Genomic DNA, 24,665 nt, shown 5'->3' on the forward strand with positions numbered 1-24,665 from the left:
ATGTCCGGTGTGGATGCTTCTACCCATGCACGGTGAACAGCACTACCTCGTGGGCCTGGACCTGACCGGTCGGCGGGTCGTCGTCGTCGGCGGTGGCACGGTCGCGCAGCGCAGGCTGCCCAGGCTGGTCGCGGCGGGCGCCAGGGTGGAGGTGATCTCGCCCGAGGTGACCCCGGCGGTCCAGGGCCTCGTCGACGGCGGCGAGGCCGTCTGGCACGCCCGCGAGTACGCCGACGGCGACCTCGACGGCGCCTGGTACGTGCTGGCCTGCACGTCCTCGCCCGAGGTGAACGCGCGGATCACGGCGGACGCCGAGGAGCGCCGCGTGTTCTGCGTGCGCGCCGACGTCGCCGTGAAGGGCACCGCCGTGACGCCGGCGGTCGGCGAGCACGACGGCCTGCTGGTGGGCGTCCTCGCGGGCGGGCAGCACCGCCGGTCCGCCGGGGTGCGCGACGGCCTGCTCTCGGCGTTGCGCGACGGCTCCATCGCCGACCACCACGACCAGCCGGCGGGCGTGGCGCTGGTCGGCGGCGGCCCCGGCGACCCCGAGCTGATCACCGTGCGCGGTCGCAGGCTCCTGGCCAGGGCGGACGTCGTGGTGGCCGATCGGCTCGCGCCGCGCGAGCTGCTGGACGAGCTGCCGCCGCACGTCGAGGTGGTGGACGCGGCGAAGATCCCGTACGGCCGCGCGGCGACGCAGGACTTCATCAACACCACGCTGGTCGAGCACGCCAAGGCCGGCCGGTTCGTGGTCCGCCTCAAGGGCGGTGACCCGTACGTGTTCGGCCGGGGCTTCGAGGAGCTGATCGCGTGCGCCGAGGCGGGCGTGCCGGTCACCGTCGTGCCCGGCGTGACCAGCGCGTTCGGCGTGCCCGCGCTGGCGGACGTGCCGGTGACGCACCGGGGTGTGTCGCACGAGGTGGTGGTCGTGTCCGGGCACGTGGCGCCGGACGACGAGCGGTCGCTGGTCGACTGGTCGGCGTTGGCGCGGCTGAGCGGCACGGTCGTGATCCTGATGGGGGTCGAGCGGGCGGCGGCGTTCGCGGACGCCCTCATGGCGGGCCGTCCGGGCGACACCCCGGTGTCGGTGATCCAGGAGGGCGGCACCCGCACGCAGAAGGTCGTCCGGTCCACGCTGGCGTCCCTGGCCGCGGACATCGCCGAGCACGGCATCCGCCCGCCCGCGATCATCGTTGCGGGACCGGTTGCCGCGCTGGCGGACGAACTGCCGTTCCGCTCCTGAGCGCCAACCCCGCCCCGGCGGCCACGACCACCGCCAGCCCGCCCAGGGCTGCCCACGTCGTGGCGCCGGGGTGGACCGCCGGCTCACCGCGCAGCGCCTGCCAGACCAGCACCGCGAACAACCCGGCGTACCCGAGGGCGGCCACCACGACCAGCCGGGTGCGGACCCGTTCGGCCAGGCCCAGCGCGGCCAGGCCGAGCGCCAGCAGGATCATCACCTGCAACCCGTGCATGCCGACGAAGTGCGGCACGCGCAGGTCGCCGCCCGTCGTGCTCCAGCCCGTGATCGGCATGCCCGCCCCGCCGTCGAGCACGCCGACGCTGTGCCCGCCCACCAGCTCGACCTCCCGGCCACCGGCGTCCACCGCCGTGACGGGCTCGCGCTTGCCCACCATCAGGTAGCCCGACGCCATGCCGAGGATGGCCAGGTAGAGCCCACCGCGCACGGCCCACCGCACGTCCGGCCGCGCGAAGCGCTGGAACGACAGCACCAGCGCCAGCACCACGTTCGCCAGGAACATCGCCGGGATCAACGTCGCGAAGGTCGCCTGCACGAACCGGTTGAGCGGGTCGTCGGAGACGTTGTAGTGGGTGAACATGCCCCGACCCGCCTGGACGCTGATCAACCCGACTTCGAGGAACATGATCCCCGCGATCACCGTCGCGGTCCCGGACGTCCACCTCCGCCCCCGGTGGGGCAGGGAGAGCATCCACGAGAGCGTCGCCGAGTAGACCGCCAGCGACACCGTGAACTTGAACGGCTTCGACCACAGCGGCACGTCCTGCAACAACCGCCCGTCGACCACCACCGCCACCGCGCACCCCAGCGCACCCACCGCCATCACCACGGCCAACCACAGGGTGGGCCGGTGCCACGTCTTCGTCATGCCGACCAGCCTCGGGCGTCGACCCGTCAAGATCACTGGTGCTGACCGGGCAGTGCGAGGTGGGGCTGTCCATGCCCCCGGTGGGACAATGGCCGCGAGCGGAACGGGGACGTCGTGGCGGTGTGGGTGCGGCTCGCCGGGGTGGGGCTGGCCAAGGTGCGGTTCGCCTACTCCCCGGCGTTCGAGACCGTGATGGCGGTCGACGGCCTCCGGACGCCGGGCGCGCACGCCGTGCACCTGCCGTGGGTGCGGTGGGCGCGGGAGAGGGTCGAGGGGATCGCCGGCCTGGACGCGTTGCTGGCCCGGCTGGAGGGCCCGGCGAAACCGGCCGACCTGATGCCCGTGCCGGACGTGCGGATGCCGGACCTGGACGCCGAGCTGCGCCACGTCGCGCCGCCCGAGGCCGACGTGATCCGGCGCTGCCACGACCGCCTCATCGCGCCGCACTGGAAGCGCATCACCGCCGTCCTCGAAGCGGACATCGCGGCACGTGCGGCGACCCTGGCCGACCAGGGCGTGGAGGCGGTGTTCCACGACCTGCACCCGGAGGTCACGTGGGCCGACGGCGAACTGGTCCTGCACCGCAAGCCCGAGCACCGCGTCGACCTGGCCGAGCGCGGTCTCGTCCTGTGCCCGAGCGTGTTCTGCTGGCCGAAGGCGTGGATCGCGATCGACCCGGTGGGCCAGGGCGTGCTGCGCTACCCCGCGCGGGGCATCGGCACGCTGTGGGAGGACCGGGGGACACCGGACGACCTGGCGGCCCTCATCGGCCGGACCCGCGCCCACCTGCTCACGTTGCTGGAGGCGCCGAAGAGCACGACGGACCTGGCGGCGGCGGTCGGCGTCACGGCGGGCGCGGTGTCGCAGCACATCGGCGTGCTGCGGGCCGCCCGCCTGGTCACCACGCGCCGCGAAGGCCGGCACGTGCTGCACATGCGCACCGCCCGGGCCGACGCGCTCATGAGCTGAGCCCGGACCAGGGCGGGGCCGAACCGAGCCGGAGCCCGAGCTCCCGCGAGGGCTCCACCACGTGCCCGTGCTCGCAGACCGGCACGAGCGACACCTTCCCGCCGCACCCGACGTGCTCGGGCTCGACCGGCGGCGGCCCGTCGACCAGGTGCCGGTCACCCCACGCCATCAACGCCGTCAACACCGGCCACAGCTCCCGCCCCGACGGCGTCAACGCGTACTCGAACCGCTGCCGCGAGCCGGACTCCCGGTACGGCACGCGTTCCAGCAACCCGGCCGCGACCAGCGAGGACAGCCGGTTGCTCAGCACGTTCCTGGCGACGCCGAGGTGATCGCGCAGCTCCTCGAACCGGCGGACGCCGTTGGAGACGTCCCGCACGATCTGCAACGACCACCGCTCACCGAGCAGCGCCAGCGCCCGCGCGATCGAACACCGGTCGTTGTCGATGACGACTCCCATGCCCCGGACCCTACCGCAGGGTTGCCGATCGAAACTCAGCCAGGCTACGTTGCGCAGAAGGACTCAGCTTGAGGGGACGCCATGCGACTCGAAGACCACCCGACCGTGCGCCACGTCCGGGACAACCCGCCGCCACCACCGCCCTCGCCCGTGAGCACGGCGTGGTTGCGGGAGTTGGCGGCGGAGGCGGGGGCCGACGACGTCGGTTTCGTGGCCGTGGACTCGCCGGACGTCGAGGTGGACCGGGAGCACGCGCGGACGGCGTTGCCGGGCGCCCGCACCTACATCGCGTTCTGCGTGCGGATGAACCGGGACAACGTGCGCAGCCCGCTGCGCAGCATCGCCAACACCGAGTTCCACCAGACCCTGGACGACGCCGACGCGGTGGGGCACCGGCTGACCAAGGCCCTCCAGCGGGCCGGGTACCGGGCCGTCCACCCGGCCGCCGCGTTCCCCCAGGAGATGGACGACTTCCCGGGACGCGGGTGGGTCGTCTCGCACAAGCTGGTGGCGCAGGCGGCGGGCCTGGGCCGGATCGGCATCCACCGCAACGTGATCCACCCGAGGTTCGGCAACTTCATCCTGCTCGGCACGGTCGTGGCGGCCTTCGACGTGGACGAGCACTCCCGGCCGACGGACTTCAACCCGTGCCTGGAGTGCAAGCTGTGCGTGGCGGCGTGCCCGGTCGGCGCGATCTCGAAGGACGGCGCCTTCAACTTCCGCGACTGCTACACCCACAACTACCGGGAGTTCATGAGCGGCTTCACCGACTGGGTGGAGAACGTCGCCGACAGCGCGGACCGCGACGACTACCGCAGCCGCGTGACGCCGGCGGAATCGGCGTCGATGTGGCAGAGCCTGGCGTTCCGCCCGAACTACAAGGCGGCGTACTGCATGGCGGCGTGCCGGCGGGGGAGGACGTCATCGGCCCGTTCCTGGACGACCGCAAGGCCTTCCTCACCTCGGTGGTGAAACCCTTGCAGGACAAGGAAGAGCCGGTCTACGTGGTGCCGGGCTCAGCGGCCGAGACCCACGTCCGCAAGCGCTTCCCCCACAAGACCGTCCGCCGGGTCTCGAACGGCCTGTAGCCCGCGCACGGCAACGGCACCCCGCCCGGTGGACGAGGTGCCGTTGCCGAAGAGCGCCGGACTAGTGCTGGGCCACCCGGCGCGGGCGACCCGAGCTGCCGCCGCGATCGCGCTCGGAACGGCCGCCGCGGAAGCCGCCGAAGCCGCCACCGCTGCCGCCGCCACTGCGCCGAGGCCCACCGCCGCCACCGCCACCGCGACGGGCGCGGACCGGGACCTCGGGCTCGACCACGGGGATGCCGCTGGGCACGCGAGCGCCCGTGATGCGGACCAGCTCCTCGTCACCGGGGCGGACCTTGGTCGAGGTCGGGCGGACGCCCGCCCGCGCGGTCAGGCCCTGCACGGTGCGCCGCTGGTCGTGCGTGACCAGGGTGACGACCGTGCCGGACTGGCCCGCGCGCGCCGTGCGACCGGCGCGGTGCAGGTAGTCCTTCGGGTCGGCCGGCGGGTCGACGTGGACCACGAGGCTCACGTCGTCCACGTGGATGCCGCGCGCCGCCACGTCGGTGGCGATCAGCACCGGCATGCTGCCGTCGCGGAACTGGGTGAGGACGCGCGTGCGCGCGCTCTGCGCCTTGCCGCCGTGCAACGCGCCGGCGTGCACGCCCATGGACCGCAGCTTCTTGGCCAACCGGTCGACGTGGTGCTTGGTGCGCACGAACATGATCGTGCGGCCCTCGCGCGCGGCGACTTCGGTGACCACGTTCTGCTTGTCCTCGGCGGACACGAACAGCAGGTGGTGGTCCATCGTGGTGACGCTGCCCGTGGGCGGCGAGACCGAGTGGACCACGGGGTCGTGCAGGTACTGGCGGACCAGCTTGTCCACGTCGCCGTCGAGCGTCGCGGAGAACAGCAGCCGCTGGCCGTCCTGCGGCGTCAGGTCGAGGATCGCCCGGACCTGCGGCATGAAGCCCATGTCGGCCATCTGGTCGGCCTCGTCCAACGCGGTGAACATGACCTCGGACAGGTCCGCCGTGCCCTGCCGCACGTGGTCGGACAGCCGGCCGGGGGTGGCGATCAGCAGGTCGACGCCGCGGCGCAGCGCGTCGACCTGACGCGGGAACGACGTGCCGCCGACGACCGTGCGGCACCACAGGCCCAGCGAACGGGCGAACGGGCTGAGGGCTTCCTCGACCTGCATCGCCAGCTCACGGGTGGGCACGAGCACGAGCGCGCGCGGCTTGAGCGGCTTGGCCCGGCCACCGCTCAGGCGGGACAGCAGGGCGAGGCCGAACGCCAGCGTCTTGCCGGAGCCGGTCTGGCCGCGACCGAGGAGGTCGCGACCCGCCATGGCGTCCGGCAGCGTGGCGGCCTGGATCGGGAACGGTTCGGTGATGCCCGCCTGCTCGAGCGCGCGCAGCAGCTCGTCGGACAGGCCCAACTCCGCGAACGAGGGCAGCGGGCCCTCGGGCATGGTGCTCTCGACGTGGTCGGGAATGGTGGTCGCCGGCTCCGCGGTGGGAGCGGGACGACGGTTGCCCTGGCCTGGGCGCCTGTTACTGCGGGGCTTGCGGAACTGCGGGCGCTCGGAACGGCCTTGGGACATTGTCGGCAAAACAAACCTCCGGGACACGGCACGTCTCGAGGATTGCTCTGCTTGAGCAGGCGCGATCGCGGGGACGGGCCCGGCGCGCGGATCGCGCCGATAGTGGTTGGGAAGCACCACCGGCCACTCTGGCGGCCTGGGGCGCTCAGTGGCGCCACCGGGCGGTGCACCACTCAGTCTAGCTGATCACGCGGCGGAGTTCGTCACCCCGGCGGTGTTCTCGCGCACACGGGTGGCGAGCCGGGCGATCAGGTGCGCCCCGCCGACGATCACCGGGAACCACAAAAGGCCACGTGGCGACGGGTTCACCTCGATACCCGCGCGCTTGAGCCGACGCAGCGCCCACCAGCTGAACGGAGCAACGACGGTCGGCGCGGTGAGCACTCCGGGCGTGTAGCCGCGGAACACCGCGCTGCTCGCCACGTGCGTGACGGCGTGCAGCCCGAACCCGGTGAGCGCCGACTGGAAGAACTTCGACCTCCCGCAGGTGCGCGCGCCGTCGGCCGCCGCCGCGGCGATCACGACCCCGACCGCGCCGATGGCGATCGCCGCTTCCGCCGTCGTGGTCGTCGGCACGTGCTTCCGCTCGCGCGTCCAGCGGGCCATGGTCGCCAGCTCTTCGAGGTCGTGCACGACCCACGCGGCGAGCAGACCCCAGGTGACCCTCTTGCCGACCCCCTGGTCGACCGGAGCGTTCTTGCTCGTCATGGCAATTACGTTACATGATGTAACGCATGGCCGGACGCCCCCGCAACGCCGAGATCGACCGCGCGCTCACCCGCGCCACCCTCGACCTGCTCCAGGAGGTCGGCTTCGACGCGTTGGCGCTCGACGCCGTCGCCGCCCGCGCGGGGGTGAGCCGACCGGCCCTGTACCGGCGGTGGCCGACCAAGCTGCACCTCGTCGCGCACGTCCTGCTGACCGACGTCGTGCCGATGACCGACCCGGACACCGGCAGCGCGCGCGAAGACCTGCTCCGGCTGGCGACCGCGCTGGTCGACGGCCTGTCGTGGGTGGTGCTCGCGGTGCACGCGGAAGCCCGGCGCGTGCCCGGCCTGGTCGACGGCTTCCTGGCCGACCGGCACGCGCTGGTCGACGAGGTCGTGCGGCGAGGGGTGGCGCGCGGCGAGCTCCGGGCCGGTGTCGACCCGGAGCTCGTGCGCGACCTGCTGTTCGGCCCGCTCGTCTACCACTGGCTGGCGACGGACGGCCGCCGTTCGCCGGACGCGGTCTTCGACCTGGTCTGGCCCCTGTTCACCGCAGTCCGGCCAGGTCCAGCAGCATCTCGGTGACGCCGCGCGGCTCGGCCAGCTCCGGTGACAGGCCGTGCGAGGTGAACCAACCCGCCACGTTGCGCACGTCCCGCTCCAGGAACTCGGGCCCGCGCGGGTTCGCGACCAGGTCCACCACCTGCGGCAGGTCGATCACGATCAGCCGCCCGTCGTGCACCATCAGGTTGAACGCCGACAGGTCGCCGTGCCCGAGCCCGGCGGACGCCATCACGCCCAGCGCGTCCACGAGCTGCCGCCACAGGTCGAGCAGCTCGTCCGGCTCCGGCCGCAGCTGCGCCAACCTCGGCGCCGCCGCGCCGTCCGTGCCGACGAACTCCAGCAGCAGCTCGGTGCCGTCGCGCTGCACCGGGTAGGGCACCGGCGCGCCCAGCTGCCACAGCCTGGCCAGCGCGGCGAACTCGGCCACCGCCCACCGCTCGGCGATGAGGTTGCGGCCGAACGCGCTGCGGTTCGCCATCGCGCGCATCTCGCGCGACCGGCGCATGCGCCTGCCTTCGAGGTAGCCCGCGTCGCGGTGGAACAGCCGGTGGTCGTTGCTGCGGTACCGCTTCGCGGCCAGCAGGCAGGACCGGTCGGTGCCGGGCATCGCGCGTTCGAGCAGGAAGACGTCCGCCTCCTTGCCGGTCTTCACGATCCCCAGCTCGCGGTCGACCGCGGCCAGGTCCGTGACCAGCCACTCGGGGTGCGGTTTCGGGCCCTGGTCGGCGTCGCCCCAGGTGGACCAGCGGTCGCCGTCGTCCGGGACGTCCGCCGCGACGGCGTCCTCCCGCATCTGGGCGAGGCGGTCCTTGCTCTCCTCGGTGAGGCGGCCGCGCCTGCCCGGCGCGACGTCGCCGTCACCCCGTGCCTGGGCGGCCTTCTTCGCTTTCTTGGCACGCCACTTGAGGTCGTCGGCGTGGTCGAACTCGGATTCGAACTCGGTGTACTGATCGTGCTCGCGCACTGGATGTGCTCCAGGTGAAGTGGGAGTGATCGCCCCCACCCGGCGCGGTGTGGTCTTTCGCGCGGGTTCGCGTCAGGCGAGCGGGGCGAGCGGACGGGTCGGTGCCACGTCCCGGACAGCTGTCGCCATCTGGCACCTCCTCGACTCCGCCGTGGTCTGCCACCACCGGCGCTCTGCGCGTACGTGCACAGGTTGCCGGGCCGTCCGGCCCGGCCGCAACCGAATTACCGCGAGGACGATCCGCCGCTCTGGCGCGACTCCGCGCGGTAGCTGCCGCGCTCGCCCATCCAGGCCGCGGCCAGCTGGGCGATCACCAGCGAGTCGTGCCGCAGCACGCGTTCGTCGTGCCACTGGGGCGCCTTCGGCGCGACGGCCAGCATCCGCTGCCGGGCCGTGCCGCTGAACTCCACCAACGCGGCCACCGCGTCGTCGACCTCGTCCGGCGCGAGCGGGAGGGGCGTCGCGGTGTCGGGCAGCGAGAGGGCGACGTCGGTGAACGTCGCCGAGGTGCCGAGGTCGCGGGCGAGCTGGTGCTCCACCGACTCCGCGTTGATCTGCCGCTGCTGCCACGTGGGGTCGGTCAGGGCGAGCCGCAGGCCGAGCAGCCGGGCCAGGCACACCCCGGACCACACCCGCTTCAGGGCTTCCGGCGCGGCGAGCGCGTCGGTCCGCAGGTCCTCGGTGACGCCCCGCAGCTGGGCCGCGGTGACCGGGTCCGAGAACGTGGTGCTCGCTGAGTCGCCGGGTGTGTCGGGGGTCACCCGGTCATTCTGTCACCACCCTCGCGAGTGATGACAAATCGCGGACTTCGGTCACGCGGATGGCGGTCAGCGGTGCGAAAAGGACCGGCGGTAATCCTTCGGCGCCACTCCCACCACGGACGTGAAGTGGTGGCGCAGCAGCGCCGCCGTGCCGAAGCCCGAGCGGTGGGCCACGTCCTCCACGGTCAGGCGCGTCTCCTCCAGGAGCTGGCGGGCGCGCAGCACCCGCTGGGTGGTGAGCCAGCGGTGCGGTGTCGTGCCGGTCTCGGCGGCGAAGCGGCGGGCGAACGTGCGTTCGGACATGTTGGCCCGCTCCGCCAGGCTCGTGACGGTGTGCTCCTGGTCGAGCTGGTCCTGGAGCCAGGCGAGGAGCGGCTGGAGGCTGTCGGCCTGGTGGGGCGTCGGCAGTTCGACGAACTGGCGCTGCCCGCCGTCGCGTTGCGGGGCGACGACCATGCGGCGCGCGATGACCGCCGTGGCGGCCGCGCCGAACTCGCGGCGGACCACGTGCAGGCTCGCGTCGATGCCCGCGGCCGTGCCCGCGCTGGAGACGATGTCGCCGTCGTCCACGAACAGCACGTCCGGGTCGACCTCGGCGAGGGGGAAGCGCTCGGCCAGCGTGGCGGCGTGGCGCCAGTGGGTGGTGCAGCGGCGGCCGTCGAGCAGGCCCGCCGCGCCGAGGACGAACGCGCCGCTGCACACCGACAGCAGCGTGGCGCCGCGCCGGTGGGCGTCGCGGAGGGCTTCCAGGAGGCGGGGCGGGTACTCGTCGCGGACCTGCGCGGCGGCCACGGCGACCAGGTCGGCATCCGCCAGCGCGTCGAGGCCGTGGTCGGCGATCAGGGACGCGCCGACCTCCGTGCGGATCGGTTCGCCCGGGCGTTCGCCGCAGACCCGGAAGTCGATCAGCGGGACGCCGTCGTCGGTGCGGTCGACGCCGAAGACCTCGCAGAGCACGCCGAACTCGAACGGGGTGGCGCCGTCGATGAGGACGGCCGCAACGGTGCGCAGCATGCCGTCACAGTACTTGGCAGGATTTTGACGCACAACGGCAAGACTGCCAGTTGTGGCAGTTTCTTGCGCATCGCACAGTTAGTGCCATGACTTCGATCCTCTTCGCCCTCGCCGTCGTCGCACTGGTCGTCTACGGCCTGGAGCGCAACCACCGGCGTCAACTCGGCCTCGGCTCCCGCCTGGCGGGCAGCACGGACACCGACGACCGCGACGTGCCGCGCGTGGCGGCCGACCTGCGCACCATCGCCGCGCACTCGACCGCGAACCGCCCCGCCGTGCGCCGGCGCACGGTCGCGCCGGTGCGTTCGACCCGCCCGGTCCGCTCGGCCTGACCGCTAGACGACGAGGTCGGCGGTCCGGGGGCCGGTCGGCTCCACCCGCAGCCCGGCCCGGCCCGCGAGCTTGACCAAGCCCTTGAGGTCGGCCGGTTCGGAGCGCGACTTGACGATCGCCTGCGCGAGCCGGCCCTTGTGCGCCTTGTTGAAGTGGCTGACCGCGTTGCGCCGCCCGTTGTCGTCCTCGGTGACCACCCGGATCACCGCGGCGGCCGGGATGCGGGCCAGCGAGGTGTACGGACTCGACCGCAGGTCGACGACGAACTCGTCGACCGCGGCCAGCACCGGTTCGAGCGCGGGGCGCCACAACCCGCCGAGCGGACCGACGGACGGCGGCACGCTGCCACCCGACAACCGGTAGGCGGGGATGGGATCGCCACCGCCGACCACGCCGAACAGCGCCGAGGCCACCGACAGGCGCGCGAACGCCCGTGACTTCTCGGTCTTCGTCAACGCGTCCAGGCCGAGCGCGTCGTACAGCACCCCGGTGTACCGGGCCAGCGCGGGCAGGGTGGGTGAGCGGCGCAGCTGGGCGTTGCGCTCCACCTCGCCGGCCTGGCGTTCGGAGAGCCCGAGCACGGCGAGGCTGGCGGGGACGTCGGCGGCGAGCTCGACCAGCGCGTCGACGAGCTTCCCGCGAACCGGCGTGAGTTCCGGGTGCGAGAGCAGGTCGAGGTCGAGCGGCGCACCGGAGCCACCAGGGGCCTTGGTCTCCGACGGGGGGAGCAGTACCAACACGAGGGACCAGCCTATGCGCCCCCACCAGCCACTCCCTCCGCCGCACCCTCCCGCCACACCAGCTCCGCCACCGGCCTCCAGATCCCCGCCGCCGGCTCCCCGCCGCACTCGCCCCCGCCTGCCCCCCGCGCGCCTACCCCCCGGCCGGTCGCCCGCCGCACCTGCCCTCGCCGGCCACCCTCCGCTGGTCGCCTGTCGCCTCTCCGCCTGCCGCCGCCCTCCAGCCGCTGCCCGCGTGCCCCCACCTCCTGGGCTGCTTGCCGCCGCCTGCCCTCCGCCCCCGGTTGCCCCCCGTCACCTGCCCCCGGTTACTCGCCCCGGTCAGCCGGACTGGCCGACGCAGAACTGGTTGCCGTCCGGATCGGCCAGGACGGTCCAGATCAGGCCCGGGACGGTGTGCTCGCTGATCTCCGTCGCGCCCAACCCGACCAGCCGGGCCACCTCACCCGCGCGATCCTCGACGTGGGCGTCGAGGTGCACCCGGTTCTTGCCCGGCGTCGGGTCGTCGACGCGTTGCAGCCCCAGCTGCGGCCCGCCCTCGCCGCCCACCGCCGCCAGGACCAGGAACTCGCCCCAGTCGTGCTGGATCGAGGTGCCGAGCGCCTTGGTCCAGAAGTCCGCCAGCCGCTGCGGGTCCGTCGTGTCGATGGTGATCATGCCGATGGTGAGCGTCATGGCCCGGCACGCTAGCGACGACCACCGACAATCCCGCCCCGGACGCCCGCCGCCCGCGCCCACCGGCCTAACCCGTTGGAACTGATCAGAGCACGTTCACTACCCTTTCCCGGACAACCCGCCCACGAGGAGCACCCACCGTGATCACGAGGATGTCGTCGCTGTTCCTGCGCACCCTGCGCGAGGACCCGGCCGACGCCGAAGTACCCAGCCACAAGCTGCTGGTCCGCGCCGGCTACGTGCGCCGCGTCGCGCCGGGCGGTTACTCGTGGCTGCCGCTGGGGCTGCGGGTGCTGCGGAACATCGAGCAGGTCGTGCGCGAGGAGATGGACGCCTTCGGCGCGCAGGAGATCCAGTTCCCCGCGCTGCTGCCGAAGGAGCCCTACGAGGCGACGAACCGGTGGACCGAGTACGGGCCCAACCTCTTCCGCCTCAAGGACCGCAAGGGCGCCGACTACCTGCTCGGCCCCACCCACGAGGAGCTGTTCGCGCTCACCGTGAAGGGCGAGTACTCCTCGTACAAGGACTACCCGGTCACGCTCTACCAGATCCAGACCAAGTACCGGGACGAGGCGCGTCCCCGCGCGGGCATCCTGCGCGGCCGCGAGTTCCTGATGAAGGACTCCTACTCCTTCGACCTCGCCGACGAAGGGCTGGCCGAGTCCTACCAGCGGCACCGCGAGGCCTACATCCGCATCTTCGACCGGCTCGGCCTGGAGTACGTGATCGTCTCGGCCACGTCGGGCGCGATGGGCGGCTCGGCGTCGGAGGAGTTCCTGGCGGTCGCGCCGACCGGCGAGGACACCTTCGTCCGCAGCACGGAGTCGGACTACGCGGCGAACGTGGAAGCCGTCGTCACGCCCGCGCCCCCCGAGCAGGACCCGGCGGCGCACCCCGCGGCGCAGGTGCACCACACGCCGAACACGCCCACCATCAAGACGCTGGTCGACTTCCTCAACGCCAACACCGACCGCACCTTCACCGCCGCGGACACCCTGAAGAACGTCCTGGTGAAGACGCGCGCGCCCGGCGAGTCGGACTGGTCGCTGCTGGCCATCGGCCTGCCCGGCGACCGCGAGGTCGACCTCAAGCGCCTGGAGGCGGCGATCGAGCCCGCCGAGGTGGCGATGCTGGAGGACGCGGACTTCGCCCGCAACTCCTTCCTGGTCAAGGGCTACATCGGCCCGGCCGCGATCCAGGACAACGGCGTGAAGTACCTGGCCGACCCGCGCGTGGTGCGCGGCACGGCGTGGGTGACCGGCGCGGACAAGGCCGACCACCACGTGGTCGACCTGGTCGTCGGCCGCGACTTCACCCCCGACGGCACGATCGACGTGGCCGAGGTCCGGGAGGGCGACGCGTCGCCGGACGGCAAGGGCCTGCTGGTCGCCGCGCGCGGCATCGAGATCGGGCACATCTTCCAGCTGGGCCGCAAGTACGCGGACGCGTTCTCGCTGGACGCGCTCGGCCCGGACAGCAAGCCCATCCGGATCACCATGGGCTCCTACGGCATCGGCGTGTCCCGCCTGGTCGCCGTGATCGCCGAGCAGAGCCACGACGACCGCGGCCTCATCTGGCCGCGCAACGTCGCGCCCGCCGACGTGCACGTGGTCGTCGCCGGCAAGGACGAGACGCTGCTCGCGGGCGGCGAGAAGCTGGCGGGCGAGCTGTCCGCGGCGGGCTTGGCGGTGCTGCTGGACGACCGCAAGGCGAGCCCGGGCGTGAAGTTCGCCGACGCCGAGCTGATCGGCGTGCCGACGATCCTGGTGGTCGGCCGCGGCCTGGCGAACGGCCTGGTCGAGGTCAAGGACCGCCGCACGGGCGAGCGCGTGGAGGTGCCGGTCGACGACGCGGTCCAGCACCTGCTGAACGCCGTCAAGGGCTAGTTCCCGCGAGGTCGCGTTGTTCGCGTCCTGATCTCCCGCGATCACGATCGTCGATCGTCGGGGGATCAGGGCGTGGACGACCGACTTTCAGGCGACTGAGCCGCCGTCTGCGGAGCAGCGGCCGTTCAACACCGCGGCCAGCACGGCCGCCGTGTCGGACAGGTCCTCCAGCACGACGTGCGCGCCGGCCTCCCGCAGTTCCGCCACGTCGCTGCGACCCGTCGCCACGCCGATGGCGACGGCGCCGTGGTGCAGCGCGGCGTCCACGTCGTGCGGCGTGTCGCCGATGACCACGGGCCGGAACTCGCGGGTGTGCTTGGCCGTGGCCAGCCGCACCGCCTCCAGCACCAGCGCGGGCCGGTGCTCGGACACCGAGCCGTAGCCGCCGATCTCGAAGTCCAGGTGCTCGTCGAGCCCGAACGCGGCCAGCTTGTACCGGGCGATCTCCACGAGGTTCCCGGTGACCAGCGACTGCACGACGTCCTCCTGCGCCCCCAACGCCTTCAGCGCGGCCAAGGCGCCCGGGAGCGCGTGCCCCCGGGTCGGCAGCAGGTCGCGTTCCCGCGTGGCCACGTCGATCAGCTCGGCGTGCAGCCGGGCCACCAGCTCCTCGGTCGGCTCCAGGTCGTGCGCCGTCAGCAGCTCGCGCGTGATGGCGCGCTCGGTGCGGCCGGGGAAGCTGGGCACGTGCACGAGGTCCAGGCCCGACGTCGCGCGCAACGCGGTGCGGTACCAGTCGTGCCCGAGGCCCCTGGCGTCGATCAACGTCAGGTCGATGTCCCACAGCACCAACGTGTTCACGGCTGCCGCACGCTTTCCAGGATGCGCTTCACGTCGTCGTCCGAGGGACCTTCGGCCACGTGCGGCCCGCCCTCGGCGACGTTGAGCACGAACACCGCCACCTCGGACCCGTTGCTCATGGCCACCGCGCTGACCGTGGCCTTGGGCGCGTAGCAGGCGCTGGCGGACTGGGGCGTCACCTCGACGCTGAGCCGGACCACCCCGTCGTCACCGGACTCGACGCGCGGCTCGCCGATCTCGGGCGGCGCGTTGTTCACCGTGTACCCGCCGGCGGCGATCCGGTTCACCAGCTCGGCGGCGACCTGCTCCGGGTCGTCGTGCACGACCGAACCGGCCATCGCCTGCGCCTGGATCATGCTCCGGCCCTGGCACTGGAACGGCCGCGACACGTACGTCGTGCTCAGCTTGACCCGCCCGGACGAGCCGGCGCCGCTGGACTCCCAGGACGGCGGCAGCTCGTAGGACAGGCCGGCCTTCTCGTCCTCCACCGCCTGCCAGTCCGGCTCGGGCGCGGCCGACGTGGTCGACGTCGAGGTGGGCCGCGCCGCCTGGCCGTCGTCGGAGTTCAGCAGCACGATCGCGGTGACGCCGCCGCCGACGACGAGCAGCGCGACCACGCCCAGCGCGATCCACAGCGGCGCGCGGCTGGGCCGCTTCGGCGGTTGCTGCTGGTAGACGCCCAGTCCGGAGTAGCTCACCGGCTCAGCGGCTTCACGGAGTCGACCATGCCCTGCAACTCGGCCTCGGCCAGCGGCTTCGGCTCCGCCGGGCCGCCTTCGAGGTCGCCGTTCGCCATGAACACGTGGAAGCCCTTGTCCCCCTTGAGGACCAGGACCTTGACCATGCCCTTGGTGGCCAGGCACTCGTCGCCGGACGTGGTGGCGGTGGCGTCGACCTGCACGCCCTCGATGTCGCCCAGCGAGCTCGTCAGCTTCACCGGCTTCGGCTCGCCGAGCTTGACCTCGGACTTCGGCGCGGACTTGTAGTACTGCGTGGCGAGCTTCTCGGCGAAGTCCTTGGCCACCGCGGTGAGGTCGGTCTGCGGCACCACGACACCGCCCGCGCCGCCGCGGGTGAAGTCCTTGCCGCCGCAGTCGTACGCGCCGTTGACGGTGAGGCCGGTCAGCTTCACGTCCGGCATCGCCTCGACCGGCGCGCTGCCCTGCGCGGGCGACCAGCCCTTGGGCACGTCGTAGCTGTACGACAGGGCGGTCACCGGCAGGCAGTTCCAGCCCTGCTTGACGGGCTCGCAGGTGGCGTTCGGCGGGGTCGACGGCGTCGTCTTCGCCGTGGTGGTCGTGGTCGTCGACGTGCTGCTCGTCGTGGTGTTCTGCGCGACCGGCGGCGTGGCGTCCGGCCTGGTCAGCACGTACGCGGTCACGCCGCCGCCGACCAGCACGACGACGACCGCGCCGATCACCAGCCACAGCTTGGCCTTGCTCTTCTTCTCGGGCGGGGGCTCCTCGCCGCCCGAGAAGACGCCGAGACCGCCGTACGAACCGCCGTAGTTCTGCGGGAAGACCTGCTGCGGGTAGCCCTGGTCCTGCCGGCCCCAATCGCCCTGGTTGGGCTGGCCGCCCCAGCCGGACTGCCCGTCACCTGGGTAAGTCACGGCCCAAACCGTACCCGGTGCCGCTCGCGCCCCGGACCGCTCCGATCAATTCAGCGCGCGTTGACTTCCGTGGGCGGTCGGTCGTAGCCTCTAATTCAACACTTGATGAACTACCTAGGAGGGCACCATGGCCGCACTGCACGACCGGCCGCCGTCGGTCATCGCGGTGGCCACCGCCGTCGCGGGCGCGTTGATCGCGCTCGTGCTGGGCCTGCTGACGTTCGGCGTCCAAGCGACGGTCCACCCCGACGCGGTGCCGCTCGCGGTCGCCGTGGGCGCCGACGCGCCACCGCAGCTGCGCGGCGTCGCCGAGAAGGTGGGCGGCAGCGACGTGGCGGAAGTCTCGTGGCGGGTGACCACTCCCGACGACGCGCGGGAGCTGCTCTCCCGCCAAGAGGTCTACGGGGTGCTCGAGCTGGCGCCCGGCGGCGCGACCGTGCTGCTGTCCGGCGCGGTGAACCCGTCCGGCACGCAGGTCGCCCAGCAGGTGCTCGGCGGCGTCGTCCAAGGGGCCGGGATGGAGGCGAAGGTCGTCACGCTCGACCCGGCGTCCGCCGCCGGTCGCACGGCGCCGCCGGCCGCCAGCGCGCTGCTGTGGATCACCGGCCTGATCGCCGCGGCGGCGTTCACGGTGGTGGTCCGCAAGCCGACCCTGATCGGCCGGCTCACGGGCGTCGCCACCACGACCGTGCTCGGCGTCGCGGTGGTCGCGGGCCTGTTCGCCCTGTGGGACTCGTCCCTGCCCCTCACCGCCACCGTGCTCGGCTACCTCGCCCTGGTCGGTGCGGCGTTCGCGCTGGTCCAGGGCGCGCTGCTGAGGCTGCTCGGCATCCGGGCGATGGCCCTGCTCGGCCCGCTGTACCTGATCGCGCCCGCCGTCGCGGGCCAGGTGCCGGAGCTGATCGACCCCGTCTACCGGACCCTGCTCTGGTCCTGGACGCCGTTCCGCTTCTCCACGGAGGGCGTGCGCGCCCTGCTCCACGGTGGGTCGCTGGACACCGCCCAGGTCTGGGTGTTCGTGGGACTTGCCGTCGCGGGTCTGGCCGTCCTGCTGCTACCCGGCCAGGAAGCTCAGCCGGACCTTGCGGACGGGGTTGTCGACGTTGGTGTCGACGAGGCAGACCGACTGCCAGGTGCCGAGCGCCAGCACACCGCCTAGCACCGGGATCGTCGCGTAGGGCGGCACGAGCGCGGGGAGCACGTGGTCACGGCCGTGACCGGGCGACCCGTGCCGGTGCCGCCACCGCCCGTCGGCGGGCAGCAGCTCGCGCAACGCGGCCAGCAGGTCGTCGTCGCTGCCCGCGCCGGTCTCCAGCACCGCCAGTCCAGCGGTCGCGTGCGGCACCCAGACGTGCAGCAGGCCGTCGCCGTCCACGCCGGCCAGGAAGTCCTCGCAGGCGCGGGTCAGATCGTGGACGACCTCGGCCGAGCCGGTGCGGATCTCGATCTCTTCGCTGCGCATGCCTCCAGAGCTTAAATCGCGGTGCGCCACCGCCGCCCGATCAGGCACGATGCCGTACGTGATCCACACCGCGATCGTCACCGGGGCCAACCAGGGCATCGGGGCGGCCACCGCCAAGGCGCTCGCCGCCCGGGGCGTCAACGTCCTCATCTCGTTCCTGCGCTTCGCGCCCGCGCCGGACCCGAGCCTGCCGCGCGAGTACTTCACCGCCCGCGAGTCGGACGCGGCCGACGTGGTCGCCGCCATCACCGAGGCGGGCGGCAAGGCGCACGCTCTGGAGATCGACCTCACCGACCCGCTGGCGCCCGGCACGCTCTTCGACACCGCGGAGAAGCTCTTCGGGCCGGTCGACATCCTGGTCAACAACGCCTCCAGCTGGGTGCAGGACACGTTCCTGGCCGTCGAGACCGACCAGTTCGGCCGCGTCCTGCAGGCCGTCACGCCCCAGACGTTCGACGCGCAGTTCGCCGTGGACGCCCGCGCCGGTGCGCTCCTGATCGCCGAGTTCGCCCGCCGGCACATCGCCCGCGGCGGCAACTGGGGCCGCATCGTCGGCCTGACCTCCGGCGGCCCGCTCGGCTTCCCGAGCGAGGTGTCCTACGGCGCGGCGAAGGCGGCGCTGGACAACTACGCCATGTCCGCGGCGGCCGAGCTGTGGCCGCACGGCATCACGTCCAACGTCGTCAAACCGGGCGTCACCGACACCGGTTGGGTCAACGACGCGGTGCGCGCCGCGCACGACGTCTCCCAGCCCGAGGACGTGGCCGACGTGGTCGCGTTCCTCTGCTCGGACGCCGCCTCGAAGGTGACGAAGAACGTCATCACCCTGCACTGATTCCACCCGACCGACTATTACCCGCTGGTAACATAGTCGCCGTGAAGGCATCCCGACTGCGCCGCGGCATGAACCTGTGGCCACCGTTCCTGTTCGCCGGCATCCGCGTGGTCGAGCTGTCCGACGACTACCGCCACGCCAAGGTCCGGATGCGGCTGCACTGGTGGAACCGCAACTACGTGGGCACGCACTTCGGCGGCTCGCTGTTCTCGATGACCGACCCGTTCTGGATGCTGCTCGTGCTGCACCACCTCGGCCGCGAGCACCTGGTGTGGGACCGGGCGGGCGAGATCGAGTTCGTCAAGCCCGGCCGCGGCACCGTCCACGCCGAGTTCCACCTGACCGACGAGCACCTCGACGAGCTGCGCTCCCGGGCCGCTTCGGACAGCAAGGCCCTGCTGTGGTTCTCCACCGACGTCGTGGACTCCGCCGGCGAGGTCGTCGCCCGCACCCGCAAGCAGGTCTACGCCCGCCGCAAGAACCGCAATTCGGTGGACGACGGGGTCGCCGAGACCGTGTGATCACCCCATGCGCTCAGCCTTCGGCACGACCTTCGACGTCCCCCTCGGCTACCTGAACACCGCGAGCATCGGCGTCCCTCCCACCCCCGCCGCCACGGCCGTCGCGGACGCCGTGCGCCGGTGGTCGGCCGGCGCGGACGGGCCGGGCGCGGTCGACGAGCACGTGACGACGGCGCGCGAGGCGTTCGGCCGGCTCGTCGGCGTGCCGTCCGACCGCGTCGCCGCGGGCGCGTCGGGCTCCCAGCTCGTCTCCCTCGTCGCCGCCGGACTGCCCGCCGACGCCTCGGTCCTCGTCGCCCGCGGCGAGTTCACCAGCCTGACGTTCCCCTTCGCCGCCCGCGGCCTGCGGGTCACCGAAGTCGAACTGGACGAGATCGTCGCCCACGCGGGCGCGCACGACCTCGTCGCGGTCAGCGTCGTGCAGTCCGCCGACGGTCGCGTCGTCGACCTGGACGGCCTGCGCGCGACCGGCGTGCCGGTCCTGCTGGACGCCTCCCAGGCGATCGGTTGGCTACCGCTCGACCTGGGCTGGGCCGACTGGGTCGTCGCCGTGGGCTACAAGTTCCTCATGGCGCCACGGGGCTGCGCCTGGCTGGCGTGCTCTCCCTCGGCCCTGGAGCGCACGGTGCCCGTGGCGGCCAACTGGTACGCCGGCGACGATCCGTGGAGCACGGTCTACGGCCTCCCGCTCCGCCTGGCCCCCGACGCCCGCCGCCTCGACCTCTCCCCGGTCCTGCTGTCCCAGTTCGGCGCCGCCGTCTCCCTCCCCCACCTCGCCTCGCTGGACCTCGGGGCGGTCCGCGACCACAACGTGGGCCTGGCCGACGCCCTGCTCACCGGCCTCGACCTGCCTCCCCGCGGAACCGCGATCGTCTCCCTCGACCTCCCCGACGCCGCCGACCGGCTCGCGGCGGCCGGCGTGCGGTCCAGCATCCGAGCCGGCCGCGTCCGCCTGGCCTTCCACCTCTACAACACCGCCGAGGATGTCGATCAGGTGCTCACGGCGCTCAGCTGACCCGCTTCCGTTACCGTGGGTCTTTGTGTCGGTTCCTCCCGAATCACCCGAAGAGGTGACGCAGCGGATCCCGCCCGTCCGACCGTCGGACACCGCCCCGCTGTGGCGGTCGGAGATCGGGCAGCTGGACTCGCTGCTGAGCTCGCCTCCGCCCCCGCCACGCCGCGGGCCCGCCGCTCCCACGGCGCACCCGCGCCGCGGGATGGTGCTCAAGGGCCTCGGCCTGCTCGGCGTGGCGGTGGTGTCCGGCCTGGTGTGGCTGGTCGTGATGCCGAAGAACACTCCCACCGGCACCCCCACCACCACGTCCGCGCCGTCGGGGGAGTTCTCCTTCGCCGCGTCGCCTGACGTCCCCGAGCCGCTGAAGGACAGCGACTGCGCGTCGCACGCGTACGGGCAGACCAAGACGTTCCTGACCAACACGCCGTGCCAACAACTCACGCGCGGTCTGTACACGACGACCACCCCTGACGGGGTGAAGGTCTACACGTCCGTGTCAATCGTGCGGATGAAGACACCCGAGGACGCCGCCAAACTGAAGGACCTGACCACCCGCGACGGCACCGGCAACGTCAACGACCTGGTCAAAGACGGCGCCGTCCGCGTGCCGAACCTGACCACCCTGGCCAACGGCGGCTTCGCCGCCCGCCTGCAAGACCGCGACGTGATCATCATCGAATCGGACTCGGTCAAACACGGCCCCGACGAGACCGCGCACAACCAGCTGATGAAGCGAATCAGCAACGACGCCTTCCGCCTCGCCGCCGACCTGAACGCCTAACCAACCCCCACACCTCGGCCCACCAGGCCCCTCACCGCCCGCGCCGCCCCCGGCCCGCACCCCGCGCCACCACACCACCCGCTCGGCCCGCACTCCCTCACCGCCCGCACCCCTGCTCGGCCCGCACCGCCTGCTCGGCCCGCTCGGCCCGCACCCCCCACTCGGCCCGCACCCCCCACTCGGCCCGCACCCCCACTCGGCCCGCACCCCCACTCGGCCCGCACCGCCCACTCGGCCCGCACCACCTCACCGCCCGCACCACCGCACCGCCCGCACCCACCGCACCCACCGCACCGCGCACCCCCCAACCAGGGGCCACGTCACGCTCGCCCTCCCCCCAAACGAAGGGCTTCGTGTCATCCCGCCGACCTGGCTCCGCCCTACCGCGCGTGTCAAGGGGGGCGCTGTCCGACCTATACCTCGGCGTTCACTGATGTCGCCCCCCTTGATACGTGTGGTAGCCCGTAGGGAGGTCGGTGGGATGACACGAAACCCGACCCACAACGGACCCGGCGCGTACCCACCCACCGGTCGTCATCCTGCTGATCTGCCCGTCCGGCGAGGACTCTTTTGATCTTTGAGGCTCCTACATCTCGCCGACCATCAACCAACCTCAACCGACCCCCGCACCAGGAAACGCGATCGATGTCGGCGTAACCCCTGCCACCTTCCTCCACCGCGTCGCCCGCACCGCCGACACCGTCAACGCGTCCAACGCCGACGTCCGCAGCGCCGCGTCATCAGTCCGCTCCAACACCCCGCGCCAAGCCACGCACGCATCCGTCTCCACCGTGATCAACGCCGCGATCGCCGACGCCGCGCTGTCCACCGGCTGAGGCGGCAGGTAGGCCGCTGCCGGAGGCCTGGGCGTCGCGCCCGCATCGCGCAACCACCGCTCCGTCACATCCCGCCGCGCCCGGTGGGCGTTCGCCCCGTCCGCCACCGCCGCCGACTGCTGCGGCACCGAGATGAACGCGCTGACCAGCCCGTACGTCCACACCGCCGCGTGCTCCGCCGCCAACGCGTCCTGCACCGCGTCCACGCTCACGACAAACCCCCACCACTCACGACAGCGCCCGTGCCACTCACGACAGCGCCTCCACCAGGCTCGCGCACCCGGCCGCCACCGAGGCGACCAACCCCACCCGGTGCGTCTCCACCTTCGCCACCAACTCAGCCGCCTGCTTCTGCGCCGCCTGCAACGCCGGCGCCAACGCCTCCCGCGTCGCCCCCGCCTGCGGCGCCACCGAAGGCAACGTCGTCGGCACCACCGACGACCCCGGCACCCGCGGCGTCGCCCGGTCGACCTCAGCCTGCAACCGCGTCGCGTGCTCGGTTCGCGCCGCGGCCGTCTCGGGCGCTCCGACCGCCGTGGCGAGCGCGGCGTCCGACAGCGCCGCCTTCACCAGCTCCGCCAGCGGGTCCGGTGGCGGCGGAGGGGGAGGGGGTGTGGTGCACGCAACCGCCAACGGCGCCGTCGCCGTCGCCAGCAGCACCGCGCGCCTGCTGAACGCCGTTCTTCCGATCACGTGTTCCGATCCTGCCAGAGCCGCACCGCACCAACCCGGCCGCACCAACCCCACCGCACCTCCCACCCCAACCCATCCACCCACCCATCCATCCGCCCACCCACCCCCACCGACCCCACCCACCCCCACCGACCCCACCCACCCCACGTGCCGCCTTCGCCCGTGGCACGTGGGAGCCCGCCGAACGAGATAGTCTGGGCGACCACGGCCGGCGAAGTGCAGCGTCGGCCGGGGTTGCCGTGCCCTCTGCACTCGAACAGAACCTGGAGTCACCACATGTCCAGCCCGCCGCGCGGAGAACTCGCCGCGCAGCTAACACCCGTCGTGCGGGAGGCGGTCGAGGCGATCGGCTTCGACCTCGAACTGCTCGACGTGAACCAGGCTGGGCGTCGCAGGCTGGTCAAGGTGGTCGTGGACGGCGACGACGGGATCGGGTTGGACGAGGTGGCGCAGGCCAGCCGCGCCGTCTCCGCCGCCCTCGACGCCAACGAGCACCTGATCGCCGGGCCGTACACGCTCGAGGTCACCTCGCCCGGCGCGGACCGCCCGCTCACCAAGCCTCGCCACTGGAAGCGCAACCGGCTGCGCCTGGTGAAGGTCAAGCCGCAGGCCCCTGCCAAGGAACCGGACCCGGTCGAGTTCTTCGGCCGGGTCGGCGATGCCGACGACACCGGCGTCGTGCTGCTGGTCAAGGGCGAGCTGCGCCGCGTCGAGTACCGGACGATCGAGCGCGCCGTCGTCGAAGTCGAGTTCAAGCAGCCGCCGGTCGACGAGCTCGCGCTCCTCGAAGGCAAGCACCTGAAGGAGGAGTCGGAGTGAACGTCGACATCGCCGCTCTCAGGGCGATCGAACGGGACAAGGACATCCCCTTCGACACCGTTCTCGAAGCCATCGAGACGGCCCTGCTGACCGCCTACAAGCACACCGAGGGCCACCACGCCCACTCCCGCGTCGAGATCGACCGCAAGAGCGGCGCGGTGCGCGTGCTCGCCCAGGAGCTCAACCCGGACGGCACCGTGGCCGAGGAGTGGGACGACACCCCCGAGGGTTTCGGCCGCATCGCCGCCACCACCGCCCGCCAGGTCATCCTCCAGCGCCTGCGCGACGCCGAGCACGAGCGCACGTTCGGCGAGTTCTCCGCCAAGGAGGGCGAGATCATCGCCGGCGTCGTGCAGCGCGACGCCCGCGCCAACGCCCGCGGCATGGTCGTGGTCCAGGTCGGCGACACCGAGGGCGTGCTGCCGCCCGCCGAGCAGGTGCCCGGCGAGTCCTACGAGCACGGCTCGCGCCTCAAGTGCTACGTCGTCGGCGTGTCCCGCGGCTCGCGAGGCCCCCAGATCACCCTTTCGCGCACGCACCCGAACCTGGTGCGCAGGCTGTTCGCGCTCGAGGTCCCGGAGATCGCCGACGGCACCGTGGAGATCCCCGCGGTGGCACGTGAGGCAGGTCACCGTTCGAAGATCGCGGTCCGCACGACCGTCCCCGGCGTCAACGCCAAGGGCGCGTGCATCGGGCCGATGGGCGCCCGCGTGCGCAACGTCATGAGCGAGCTGGCCGGTGAGAAGATCGACATCATCGACCACTCCGACGACCCGGCCACGTTCGTCGGGAATGCCTTGTCACCGGCGAAGGTTGTCTCCGTCAAGGTGCTCGACGAGCGCGCCAAGACGGCACGGGTCGTGGTCCCGGACTTCCAGCTCTCCCTCGCCATCGGCAAGGAGGGGCAGAACGCCCGGTTGGCCGCCAGGCTCACCGGCTGGCGCATCGACATCCGCAGTGATGCGGAGGCCGGCGGGGCCGCTCCGGCGGGCGCATCGGCATCCGGTTCGGCTGAATAGGCAACAGGGGATAGACTTCTCAGTGGTTCAACGTCGGGGATCGGATCTCGCGCACATCGGCCCGGTTCGTACGTGCATCGGATGCCGCTCTCGGACGTTGCCCTCCGAGCTGCTGCGCGTGGTGGTCGTGGACGGGGCTGTGGTCCCGGACACACGTCGACGGTTGCCCGGTAGGGGAGCATGGCTGCACCCCGATCCGGACTGCCTCCGCAACGCCGAGAAGCGACGGGCGTTCCCCCGGGCCTTCAGGGTCCAGGGTCCGCTCGACGTGAAACGCGTGCGCGGTCATCTCGAGCAGTGTGGGCAGGAGGTCGCGGGATCGCCCCGTGACCAGCAGGAAGCAAGGAAGCAGGTCGACCCGTCATGAGTCAGCCGTGAAGCTGAAGACATGAACGCGCGACGTTAAGACGAGGTCGACGGGACTTGCCCGCCGGC

At 72.5% G+C, this 24,665-nt stretch carries 29 protein-coding genes; 14 read left to right on the forward strand and 15 right to left on the reverse strand.

Annotated elements, in window-relative coordinates; translation table 11 throughout:
* The first annotated feature begins 25 nt into the window (after positions 1 to 25).
* Complete coding sequence (gene cobA, locus ABTZ99_RS21745) at positions 26 to 1,243, forward strand: uroporphyrinogen-III C-methyltransferase (protein WP_499613371.1); 1,218 nt, start codon at positions 26 to 28, stop codon at positions 1,241 to 1,243.
* Here cobA and ABTZ99_RS21750 read toward each other — a convergent pair.
* On the reverse strand, positions 1,188 to 2,129 hold the full coding sequence (locus ABTZ99_RS21750; RefSeq protein WP_498780663.1) for a hypothetical protein: 942 nt from the start codon (positions 2,127 to 2,129) through the stop codon (positions 1,188 to 1,190). The genes cobA and ABTZ99_RS21750 overlap by 56 nt on opposite strands.
* A gap of 114 nt (positions 2,130 to 2,243) precedes the next feature.
* Between ABTZ99_RS21750 and ABTZ99_RS21755 the strand changes: the two genes are divergently transcribed.
* The gene (locus ABTZ99_RS21755) at positions 2,244 to 3,098 is read left to right on the forward strand and encodes an ArsR/SmtB family transcription factor (protein WP_499613374.1); all 855 of its coding nucleotides are present in this window, start codon (positions 2,244 to 2,246) and stop codon (positions 3,096 to 3,098) included.
* Here the strand turns inward: ABTZ99_RS21755 and ABTZ99_RS21760 are convergent.
* The gene (locus ABTZ99_RS21760) at positions 3,088 to 3,558 is read right to left on the reverse strand and encodes a winged helix-turn-helix transcriptional regulator (RefSeq protein WP_498780666.1); all 471 of its coding nucleotides are present in this window, start codon (positions 3,556 to 3,558) and stop codon (positions 3,088 to 3,090) included. The two genes, ABTZ99_RS21755 and ABTZ99_RS21760, sit on opposite strands and share 11 nt — an antisense overlap.
* Before the next feature lie 81 nt (positions 3,559 to 3,639).
* Between ABTZ99_RS21760 and ABTZ99_RS21765 the strand changes: the two genes are divergently transcribed.
* Positions 3,640 to 4,530: a 4Fe-4S binding protein gene (locus ABTZ99_RS21765; protein ID WP_499613378.1), complete on the forward strand. Its 891-nt coding sequence runs from the start codon at positions 3,640 to 3,642 to the stop codon at positions 4,528 to 4,530.
* Positions 4,531 to 4,707: 177 nt separating this feature from the next.
* On the opposite strand, the gene ABTZ99_RS21770 is transcribed toward ABTZ99_RS21765, so the two are convergent.
* Both ABTZ99_RS21770 and ABTZ99_RS21775 read right to left on the reverse strand, forming a co-directional pair.
* Complete coding sequence (locus tag ABTZ99_RS21770) at positions 4,708 to 6,060, reverse strand: DEAD/DEAH box helicase (protein WP_498780669.1); 1,353 nt, start codon at positions 6,058 to 6,060, stop codon at positions 4,708 to 4,710.
* A gap of 318 nt (positions 6,061 to 6,378) precedes the next feature.
* Positions 6,379 to 6,900 carry an HXXEE domain-containing protein gene (locus tag ABTZ99_RS21775; protein ID WP_498780670.1) on the reverse strand — a complete coding sequence of 174 codons (522 nt, stop codon included), beginning with the start codon at positions 6,898 to 6,900 and terminating at the stop codon, positions 6,379 to 6,381.
* 26 nt (positions 6,901 to 6,926) lie between these two features.
* On the opposite strand from ABTZ99_RS21775, the gene ABTZ99_RS21780 reads away from it, so the two are divergent.
* Positions 6,927 to 7,484 (forward strand): TetR-like C-terminal domain-containing protein, encoded by a 558-nt coding sequence (locus tag ABTZ99_RS21780; protein ID WP_499613383.1) that lies wholly within the window; start codon positions 6,927 to 6,929, stop codon positions 7,482 to 7,484.
* Here ABTZ99_RS21780 and ABTZ99_RS21785 read toward each other — a convergent pair.
* The 3 genes from ABTZ99_RS21785 to ABTZ99_RS21795 form a co-directional block, all read right to left on the reverse strand.
* Positions 7,447 to 8,427 carry a serine protein kinase RIO gene (locus ABTZ99_RS21785; protein WP_498780673.1) on the reverse strand — a complete coding sequence of 327 codons (981 nt, stop codon included), beginning with the start codon at positions 8,425 to 8,427 and terminating at the stop codon, positions 7,447 to 7,449. The two genes, ABTZ99_RS21780 and ABTZ99_RS21785, sit on opposite strands and share 38 nt — an antisense overlap.
* A 224-nt stretch (positions 8,428 to 8,651) precedes the next feature.
* Positions 8,652 to 9,188 carry a hypothetical protein gene (locus ABTZ99_RS21790; protein ID WP_499613386.1) on the reverse strand — a complete coding sequence of 179 codons (537 nt, stop codon included), beginning with the start codon at positions 9,186 to 9,188 and terminating at the stop codon, positions 8,652 to 8,654.
* Positions 9,189 to 9,254: 66 nt separating this feature from the next.
* Entirely contained in the window at positions 9,255 to 10,202 is a 948-nt protein-coding gene (locus ABTZ99_RS21795) for a helix-turn-helix domain-containing protein (protein WP_498780677.1), read from the reverse strand.
* An 86-nt stretch (positions 10,203 to 10,288) separates the two neighbouring features.
* On the opposite strand from ABTZ99_RS21795, the gene ABTZ99_RS21800 reads away from it, so the two are divergent.
* Positions 10,289 to 10,534: a hypothetical protein gene (locus ABTZ99_RS21800; RefSeq protein WP_498780679.1), complete on the forward strand. Its 246-nt coding sequence runs from the start codon at positions 10,289 to 10,291 to the stop codon at positions 10,532 to 10,534.
* 3 nt (positions 10,535 to 10,537) lie between these two features.
* Here the strand turns inward: ABTZ99_RS21800 and yaaA are convergent, their stop codons facing one another.
* Positions 10,538 to 11,275 carry a peroxide stress protein YaaA gene (gene yaaA / locus ABTZ99_RS21805; RefSeq protein WP_498780681.1) on the reverse strand — a complete coding sequence of 246 codons (738 nt, stop codon included), beginning with the start codon at positions 11,273 to 11,275 and terminating at the stop codon, positions 10,538 to 10,540.
* 321 nt (positions 11,276 to 11,596) lie between these two features.
* The gene (locus ABTZ99_RS21810; protein WP_499613391.1) at positions 11,597 to 11,950 is read right to left on the reverse strand and encodes a VOC family protein; all 354 of its coding nucleotides are present in this window, start codon (positions 11,948 to 11,950) and stop codon (positions 11,597 to 11,599) included.
* Positions 11,951 to 12,090: 140 nt separating this feature from the next.
* Between ABTZ99_RS21810 and ABTZ99_RS21815 the strand changes: the two genes are divergently transcribed.
* Complete coding sequence (locus ABTZ99_RS21815; protein ID WP_498780685.1) at positions 12,091 to 13,836, forward strand: proline--tRNA ligase; 1,746 nt, start codon at positions 12,091 to 12,093, stop codon at positions 13,834 to 13,836.
* Positions 13,837 to 13,923: 87 nt separating this feature from the next.
* Here ABTZ99_RS21815 and ABTZ99_RS21820 read toward each other — a convergent pair whose 3' ends face one another.
* Genes ABTZ99_RS21820 through ABTZ99_RS21830 form a run of 3 tightly spaced genes read right to left on the reverse strand, consistent with a single transcriptional unit; the run spans position 13,924 to position 16,249 of the window.
* Complete coding sequence (locus ABTZ99_RS21820; RefSeq protein ID WP_498780687.1) at positions 13,924 to 14,637, reverse strand: HAD family hydrolase; 714 nt, start codon at positions 14,635 to 14,637, stop codon at positions 13,924 to 13,926.
* On the reverse strand, positions 14,634 to 15,335 hold the full coding sequence (locus ABTZ99_RS21825; RefSeq protein WP_499613394.1) for a DUF8017 domain-containing protein: 702 nt from the start codon (positions 15,333 to 15,335) through the stop codon (positions 14,634 to 14,636). Before ABTZ99_RS21825 ends, ABTZ99_RS21820 begins: the two co-directional genes overlap by 4 nt.
* Entirely contained in the window at positions 15,332 to 16,249 is a 918-nt protein-coding gene (locus ABTZ99_RS21830) for a DUF8017 domain-containing protein (RefSeq protein WP_498780691.1), read from the reverse strand. Before ABTZ99_RS21830 ends, ABTZ99_RS21825 begins: the two co-directional genes overlap by 4 nt.
* A gap of 127 nt (positions 16,250 to 16,376) precedes the next feature.
* Here ABTZ99_RS21830 and ABTZ99_RS21835 point away from each other — a divergent pair, with 127 nt between their 5' ends.
* Positions 16,377 to 17,408 (forward strand): ABC transporter permease, encoded by a 1,032-nt coding sequence (locus tag ABTZ99_RS21835; RefSeq protein ID WP_498780693.1) that lies wholly within the window; start codon positions 16,377 to 16,379, stop codon positions 17,406 to 17,408.
* On the opposite strand, the gene ABTZ99_RS21840 is transcribed toward ABTZ99_RS21835, so the two are convergent.
* Positions 17,304 to 17,711: a YjbQ family protein gene (locus tag ABTZ99_RS21840; RefSeq protein WP_498780695.1), complete on the reverse strand. Its 408-nt coding sequence runs from the start codon at positions 17,709 to 17,711 to the stop codon at positions 17,304 to 17,306. The two genes, ABTZ99_RS21835 and ABTZ99_RS21840, sit on opposite strands and share 105 nt — an antisense overlap.
* A gap of 49 nt (positions 17,712 to 17,760) precedes the next feature.
* Between ABTZ99_RS21840 and ABTZ99_RS21845 the strand changes: the two genes are divergently transcribed.
* The 4 genes from ABTZ99_RS21845 to ABTZ99_RS21860 are packed head-to-tail and all read left to right on the forward strand — an operon-like array spanning position 17,761 to position 20,863.
* Complete coding sequence (locus tag ABTZ99_RS21845) at positions 17,761 to 18,546, forward strand: SDR family oxidoreductase (RefSeq protein ID WP_499613399.1); 786 nt, start codon at positions 17,761 to 17,763, stop codon at positions 18,544 to 18,546.
* Between the two features lie 41 nt (positions 18,547 to 18,587).
* On the forward strand, positions 18,588 to 19,067 hold the full coding sequence (locus tag ABTZ99_RS21850; RefSeq protein ID WP_498780699.1) for a DUF4442 domain-containing protein: 480 nt from the start codon (positions 18,588 to 18,590) through the stop codon (positions 19,065 to 19,067).
* A 7-nt stretch (positions 19,068 to 19,074) separates the two neighbouring features.
* Positions 19,075 to 20,082, forward strand: coding sequence for an aminotransferase class V-fold PLP-dependent enzyme (locus ABTZ99_RS21855; RefSeq protein ID WP_498780701.1), 1,008 nt, complete (start codon positions 19,075 to 19,077; stop codon positions 20,080 to 20,082).
* A gap of 25 nt (positions 20,083 to 20,107) precedes the next feature.
* A complete protein-coding gene (locus tag ABTZ99_RS21860) occupies positions 20,108 to 20,863 on the forward strand; it encodes a hypothetical protein (RefSeq protein ID WP_499613402.1) in 756 nt (251 codons plus the stop codon).
* Positions 20,864 to 21,476: 613 nt separating this feature from the next.
* On the opposite strand, the gene ABTZ99_RS21865 is transcribed toward ABTZ99_RS21860, so the two are convergent.
* Together ABTZ99_RS21865 and ABTZ99_RS21870 are read right to left on the reverse strand one after the other, a co-directional pair.
* The gene (locus tag ABTZ99_RS21865) at positions 21,477 to 21,911 is read right to left on the reverse strand and encodes a ferritin-like domain-containing protein (protein WP_230570292.1); all 435 of its coding nucleotides are present in this window, start codon (positions 21,909 to 21,911) and stop codon (positions 21,477 to 21,479) included.
* Positions 21,912 to 21,948: 37 nt separating this feature from the next.
* Positions 21,949 to 22,392: a hypothetical protein gene (locus ABTZ99_RS21870; RefSeq protein WP_499613404.1), complete on the reverse strand. Its 444-nt coding sequence runs from the start codon at positions 22,390 to 22,392 to the stop codon at positions 21,949 to 21,951.
* Positions 22,393 to 22,668: 276 nt separating this feature from the next.
* Between ABTZ99_RS21870 and rimP the strand changes: the two genes are divergently transcribed.
* From rimP to ABTZ99_RS21885, 3 genes are read left to right on the forward strand one after another with little or no spacing between them, the layout of a single operon-like run.
* Positions 22,669 to 23,211: a ribosome maturation factor RimP gene (rimP, locus tag ABTZ99_RS21875; protein ID WP_498780710.1), complete on the forward strand. Its 543-nt coding sequence runs from the start codon at positions 22,669 to 22,671 to the stop codon at positions 23,209 to 23,211.
* Entirely contained in the window at positions 23,208 to 24,230 is a 1,023-nt protein-coding gene (gene nusA / locus ABTZ99_RS21880) for a transcription termination factor NusA (RefSeq protein WP_498780712.1), read from the forward strand. Before rimP ends, nusA begins: the two co-directional genes overlap by 4 nt.
* Complete coding sequence (locus ABTZ99_RS21885; protein WP_499613407.1) at positions 24,172 to 24,597, forward strand: YlxR family protein; 426 nt, start codon at positions 24,172 to 24,174, stop codon at positions 24,595 to 24,597. Before nusA ends, ABTZ99_RS21885 begins: the two co-directional genes overlap by 59 nt.
* Positions 24,598 to 24,665 lie beyond the last annotated feature (68 nt).

The organism is Actinosynnema sp. NPDC002837 (assembly GCF_040295345.1).
In the GTDB taxonomy this organism is placed as follows: domain Bacteria; phylum Actinomycetota; class Actinomycetes; order Mycobacteriales; family Pseudonocardiaceae; genus Actinosynnema.